The organism is Longimicrobium sp., from assembly GCF_036554565.1.
Taxonomy (GTDB): domain Bacteria; phylum Gemmatimonadota; class Gemmatimonadetes; order Longimicrobiales; family Longimicrobiaceae; genus Longimicrobium.
In genome coordinates, this window is record NZ_DATBNB010000901.1 from 1 (window position 1) to 5961 (window position 5961).

Here is a 5961-nt window from a genome sequence, read left to right on the forward strand (position 1 = left end):
CGGCCATCGTGTCGCCCAGCACAACGGGATGGGCGATGACGATCACGGGCTCGCGCGAGGTGGCGCCGTGCAGCACCTCGCTGACCACGGTGCGCCGCGTCTGCAGGACCCGCCGGTAGTAGTCGCGGTGGCTGTAGTCCGTCCCCACCCGCTGCCGGCCCGTGGCATCGACAAGAGGATGGGCGGCGATGGAGCGGCCGCGCGAATCGGCCGCGTAGATGGTGAGGAACCCGGGGAACTCGGTGCCGCTCTCCACCAGCGCCTGCATCTCCGCCGGCGTGGCCGAGCCGCGCCGTTCCGCCGTCTCGGCCAGGGTGCGCACCTCCTGCGTGTGAAGCTGCACGTACTCGCCCAGGCGCGACGCATAGCCCGAGGCGGACAGCCGCAGCCGCTCGCGGGCGCGCGCCACGTTCAGGTCCCACTCGCGCAGCCCCGTCCACGTGCCGAACGCCAAGGCCGGCAAGGTGGCCGCGACGGTGACGACCACGGCCAGCGCCGCGCGCAGCGGGGGGCGCCCGCGAATGCCCAGCGCGCCGCGGACGGCGGGAACCAGCAGCAGCGCCTCGACGACGAGTGCATCGATCAGCCCGTTGAAGGGCTGCTTGAGAAAGAGCACCGCGGCCGTGCTGCCGCGCACGCCCAGGATCGTCCAGTAGGTGAGGAAGAGCAGCGGAACCCCGGCCACGATCCAGTACACGAGGTCGCCCACCAGCGGGCGGCGCTCGCGGCGGGCCAGGTACCCGACGAACAGCGCCTCCATGCAAAAGATCAGCAGCGCGTAGGGGTGATTCCACAGCCAGAGGGTGCGCGCGGACGCGATGCCCGCCGCGACCAGCCCGTGCCAGGGGCCCAGCGCCACCGCGGCCAGCAGGTACGCCACCCCGCCGAAGATCAGGTCCGTCCCGGGCGAAAGCGGGAGAGGCAGCAGGTTCAGCAGCAGCCCCGCCACACCCAGCAGGACGGCGGCGGCCCAGCGCCGGCGCGCCGAGAACGGGGACAGCGTGGGCGTGGGCACGTCGGCCCCCCTCATCCGGCGCGCTTGGTCTTTCGACGCAGGAAGTCGCGCATGATGTACTGCCCGAGGGTCATGGTGCTGGTGAAGTAGGCCTTGCCGCGGGCGATCTGCGAAACATGGTTCACGAAGGCCACCAGCGCCGGGTCGCGCGCCAGCATGAAGGTGTTGATCAAAATCCCCGCCTTGCGGCAGGCGCCCACCTCCTGGAAGGTCTCGTTCAGGACGAACGCGTCGAGCCCCATGGAGTTCTTGTAGACGCGCCCGTCCGGCAGGGTGACGGCGGATGGCTTCCCGTCGGTGATCATGATGATCTGGCGCATGTCCTTGTTCTGCGCCATCAGCAGCCGCCGCGCGAGCTGGAATCCCGCCGCCGTGTTGGTGTGGAAGGGCCCCACCTGCGCCTGCGCCACCCGGCCCAGGGGAATCTCCTCCGCCGTGTCGCCAAAGGTCACCACCTTCAGCGTGTCGCCCGGGAACTGGGTGCGGATCAGGTGTGTGAGGGCCAGCGCCACCTTCTTGGCGGGGGTAAAGCGGTCCTCGCCGTACAGGATCATCGAGTGGCTGGTGTCCAGCATCAGCACGGTGGCGCAGCTGGAGCGGTACTCCGACTGGTGCACGTGAAGGTCGCCGTACTCCAGCCCGATCGTGCCGTCGTCGCGCAGCCCCTCGCGCGAAAGGGCGCTCTTCAGGGTGGCGGGGATGTCCAGGTTCAGCGTATCCCCGAACTCGTACGGGCGGCTGGCCACCTCGGCCTCCACACCTGTGGCGTAGTGGGGCGTCTCGTGCGCGCCCGCGGCCGAGCGGCCCATTGCGCCCAGCAGCTGCCGAAGGGTGCGGTAGCCCAGGAAGTCGATCCCCTTGCCGGTCAGGGAGAACTCAACCTGCCGCGACGCTTCGCGCGCGTCGTCGATCCGTCCCTCGCCCTGCATCTCGGTGTAGCCCTCGGGCACCTGCGGGGGCTCGGCCACGTTCAGGTAGCCCTCCTCCACCATCCGCTGGATCAGCCGGTCCAGCAGCTCGGCGATCTTCTGCTGCACCTCTTCGTCGGGCGCGCCGTCGCCGCGCAGCTCCTGGATCATCTCCGGCGTCAGCTGCCCGCTCTCCAGCAGCGCCCGCAGGAGTGCGTCCTTGAGCGCGTCCAGCGAGCGGTCGTCCTCGTCGCCGCCGAACTCGCCCCACCACGGGTTCACGTGGTAGCCGCCGGCGAACCCGCTCTGCAGCAGGAAGTCGGAAAGCTGGTCGAGCAGCGACTGCAGGTTCAGCGCGTCGGCCATGTGGCCGGTGAAACGGGAGTAGCTGGTGAACCGCATCTGGAGCCTCCGGGGGAACGGCAAAGGACGCCGGGGCAGCACGTTGCGGGCCATCCGCCCGGTGGTGGCGGGTGCGGCTCGCACCGGGTAAGTTACGGGTCCGAAGCGGGACGGGAACAGCGGGACGAACCACGGGCGTGTTGGACGACGAGAACCGGGAAGCGGGAGAGGCGGCGGAAGCAGGTTCCGCCGCCTCCTTTCGCGCGCCCGCCGGCGGAAACCCGGGCCCCTCGTCGCCGCTGTCGAGCGCGGCGGCCCCCGGCCCGCGGGCGTTCGGGGCACTGCGGCACCGCAACTTCCGCGTGTTCTACGTGGGCCACCTGCTGTCGCTGACGGGAACGTGGATGCAGTCCACGGCGCAGGGCTGGCTGGTGCTGGAGCTGACGGATTCGGAGCTGAAGCTGGGGCTGGTGACGGCCGTTTCGTCGCTCCCCACGCTGCTGTTCGGCCTGTACGCCGGCGTGGTGGCGGACCGGTGGGACAAGCGGAGGATCATCGTGGCGGCGCAGTGCGCGGCGCTGGCGGGGGCGCTGGCCATCGCCATGCTGACCGGCGCGGGGCGCATCTCGTATCCCACGCTGCTGATCCTGGTGTTCGTGCTGGGAACGGCGTCGGCGTTCGAGGTGCCCACGCGGCAGGCGTTCTTCGCCGAGCTGGTGGGGCGGGCAGACCTGGAGAACGCCATCGCGCTCAACTCGTCGGCGTTCAACGCCTCGCGCATCGTGGGCCCGGCCATCGCGGGGCTGATGATCGGAGGGGCGGGGATCGCCGCGTGCTTCTACGCCAACGCGGTGTCGTACGTGGCGGTAATCGTGGGGCTGATGATGATGCGGCTTCCACGCGCGCGACGGCCGGCGCATACGGTAGGCATCGTCGAGGGGCTGCGCGAAGGGTTCGCCTACATCCGCGGCGATCGCGTGGTGAAGACGCTGGTGTGGCTGATCGCGGCGATGTCGATCACCGTATTCCCCTACGCCATGCTGCTTCCCGTGTTCGCGCGCGACGTGCTGGAGGTGGGCGCGCGGGGGCTGGGGTGGCTGCTTTCCGCCACGGGCGCGGGGGCGCTGACGGCGGGGATGTTCCTGGCGGCCCGGGGCACCCGCATCCCGCGCGGGCGGCTGATCATGGGCGCGGGCGTGGCGTATTCGGTGCTGCTGATGGCGTTCGCGCTGTCGCGGTCGTTCTGGCTGTCGATGGTGCTGCTGGCGTGCGCCGGCTTCATGATCATCCTGAACAACGCCACGCTGAACGGCCTGCTGCAGTCCCGGGTTCCGCACCGGCTGCGCGGGCGGGTGATGAGCGTGTACGTGTTCATGTTCGTGGGAATGACGCCGCTGGGATCGCTGCAGGCGGGCGCCGTAGCGCGGTGGATGGGTGCGCCGTTCGCGCTGGCGATTGGATGCGGGGTGCTGCTGGTGGTGCTGGTGTGGGTGGCGGCTAAGGTGCCGGAGTTGATGGAGGCGGAGTAGTTCGAGTGCGTAAGCACAAAAGTAGCAGCGACGCGCGATGTCATCCCGATGGAGCGGCCCCGGTCAGCCTGCCGCCGCACTGATGACAGCAGCGACTGAGGGATCCGCCACACAGTCCGCGATGTGCTCCGCCGCGGCGGCGTGCGTGGGCCCCTCCCCCTGCCCTTTCCCGCACGACTGCTGTGCGGAAATTGCAGCACTTTGCGCTGCTTCGGCGGAGGGTCTTAGTTGGTGTTCTCCCGGCGGTGCAACTCCGAGGGAACACCACCTAGCAGGGGGAATCAGAATGACGTGAGTCTAACCCTGCCTGCGCTTTGCCGCTGTGAGGGCTGCTACTTCGACCCTGCTGAAGAAATCGGCGATGTACCCACCGTAGCGCACGAGCCGTGTTTAGAATCGCGTTATAGACGCGAATAACAAAGGTCAGATCATCCGGAATCATAACAGCCTTTCCCCAATTGGAGCAGACGGTAGATCGGCTTTAGGAGTGTGCTCCTAAAGTCTCAAAGACTATATGCAAGAATCCTCGAAATTTCCACTATTTTCTTTCTCCACACGCATTTAGCCCTGTGCAGAAAACCAGACGTTTCTCAGACTGCTACAGGAAAGCTATTGTCATATTCCTCCTCTGAATTATAGCCGTGAGGTCTTCATCGTGAGGAGCGCCAGTGAGAAACCCATGTCCTTGAAGGATCCCGAAATTCGCCCCCGCCTGCTGGCCTGGTACGACGCGCACCGGCGCGACCTGCCTTGGCGATCCGCACCCGGTGAGGCGGCGGACCCGTACCGCGTGTGGCTGTCGGAGGTGATGCTTCAGCAGACCCGGGTGGAGACGGTGCGTCCGTACTTCGAACGCTGGCTGCAGCGGTTCCCCACCGTGGACGCGCTGGCTGCGGCGCCGCTGGACGACGTGCTCAAGGCGTGGGAGGGGCTGGGATACTACTCGCGCGCCCGCAACTTCCACCGCGCCGTCGGCCTGGTGCACCAGCAGCACGGCGGACGGGTGCCCGGTGATCCCGAGGCGTTCCGCGCCCTCCCAGGCGTGGGGCGGTACACGGCCGGCGCGGTGATGTCGATCGCGTTCGGGCGCGAGGAGCCCGTCGTGGATGGCAACGTTCGCCGCGTCTTCGCCCGCGTGGTGGACGATGCCGACCCCGCGGACGAGCTGCTCTGGTCGATGGCCTCGGCTCTGGTCCGCGGCCCGCGGCCGGGGGACGTCAACCAGTCGGTAATGGAGCTGGGTGCCACGGTCTGCGTGCCGCGGAACCCGCGCTGCGGCGACTGCCCGGTGCGCGAGTTCTGCGGCGCCTTCGCCGCAGGCACGCAAAACGAGCGGCCCGCCCGCAAAAAGGCCAAGCCGCTCCCGCATGAGGATACCGCTGTTCCCGTCATCGAGCGTGACGGCCGGGTGCTGCTGGTGCGGCGGCCCGTCACGGCGCGGCTGGGCGGGATGTGGGCCTTTCCCGCCGTCATCCGCGCCGATGGCGAGTCCGTCTCGGCCGCGGCGGAGCGCGCCGGCCGCGAGGCGCTGGGGATCGAGATCCGCGCAGGCGCGCCGGTCTGCGTCGTCGAGCACACCTTCACGCATGTCCGCGCCACCTACCACGCCGTCCGCTGCTCTCTCGTCGAAGGTGATCCGCGCGCCCTGCTCTATGACGAGGTCGCCTGGGTCCGGTGGGAGCGCGTGCCCGGCTACGCGCTTCCCGTCGCCCAGAGGCGCATAGCGGCGCTCGCGGCCGAATCGACGTTGTTCAACGGCGCGCCTGCACCATAAGCGGGTGAACCCGCCACAGCACAGGGAGAAACCCCGGCCCGGGCCGCTGGCGGTGCCGTCCGGGCCTTCACCTGCACGCCCCCCGCACCCGTCGAAGCGCGATCGAATTCTCCCCTCTCCCGCTTGCGGGAGAGGGGCCGGGGGTGAGGGCGGCCGAGGCATGCGCAGGCGCACGCCGAAACGCGACGGAGCCGAAGGAGCCGAGCCAAGCCGAGGCCACTGCTCCGGTGACCGCTGCCGCGCCCGGGCTGAAAAGTGGCCGCGGCTAGATCCTTCGGCCCGCGAAGGACGGCGTAGCGGCGAGTGCGGTGCGCCTGGGCCTCAGGATGACAGGCTATGGTGTGGAAGTAATTTGGGGCGCGCACTAGGCTGGCTCCCTTCCCCCGCGCAGTT

At 69.1% G+C, this 5961-nt stretch carries 4 protein-coding genes; 2 read left to right on the top strand and 2 right to left on the bottom strand.

Translation table 11 applies throughout. The annotated features are described in order from the left end of the window. Positions 1-1030 (bottom strand): hypothetical protein (locus VIB55_RS25180; protein WP_331879456.1); only part of this gene is annotated, 1030 nt, incomplete at its 3' end. Further along, complete coding sequence (locus tag VIB55_RS25185) at positions 1027-2325, bottom strand: vWA domain-containing protein (protein ID WP_331879457.1); 1299 nt, start codon at positions 2323-2325, stop codon at positions 1027-1029. The genes VIB55_RS25185 and VIB55_RS25180, both read right to left, overlap by 4 nt. 137 nt (positions 2326-2462) lie before the next feature. Between VIB55_RS25185 and VIB55_RS25190 the strand changes: the two genes are divergently transcribed. Continuing rightward, a complete protein-coding gene (locus tag VIB55_RS25190; RefSeq protein ID WP_331879458.1) occupies positions 2463-3794 on the top strand; it encodes an MFS transporter in 1332 nt (443 codons plus the stop codon). Positions 3795-4473: 679 nt separating this feature from the next. After that, a complete protein-coding gene (mutY, locus tag VIB55_RS25195) occupies positions 4474-5568 on the top strand; it encodes an A/G-specific adenine glycosylase (protein ID WP_331879459.1) in 1095 nt (364 codons plus the stop codon). The last annotated feature ends 393 nt before the right edge of the window (positions 5569-5961 follow it).

Bases quoted from the DNA above. Each gene is read 5' to 3' on its own strand.
- VIB55_RS25185 (WP_331879457.1), bottom strand. From the start codon at position 2,325: ATGCGGTTCACCAGCTACTCCCGTTTCACCGGCCACATGGCCGACGCG.
- mutY (WP_331879459.1), top strand. From the start codon at position 4,474: ATGTCCTTGAAGGATCCCGAAATTCGCCCCCGCCTGCTGGCCTGGTAC.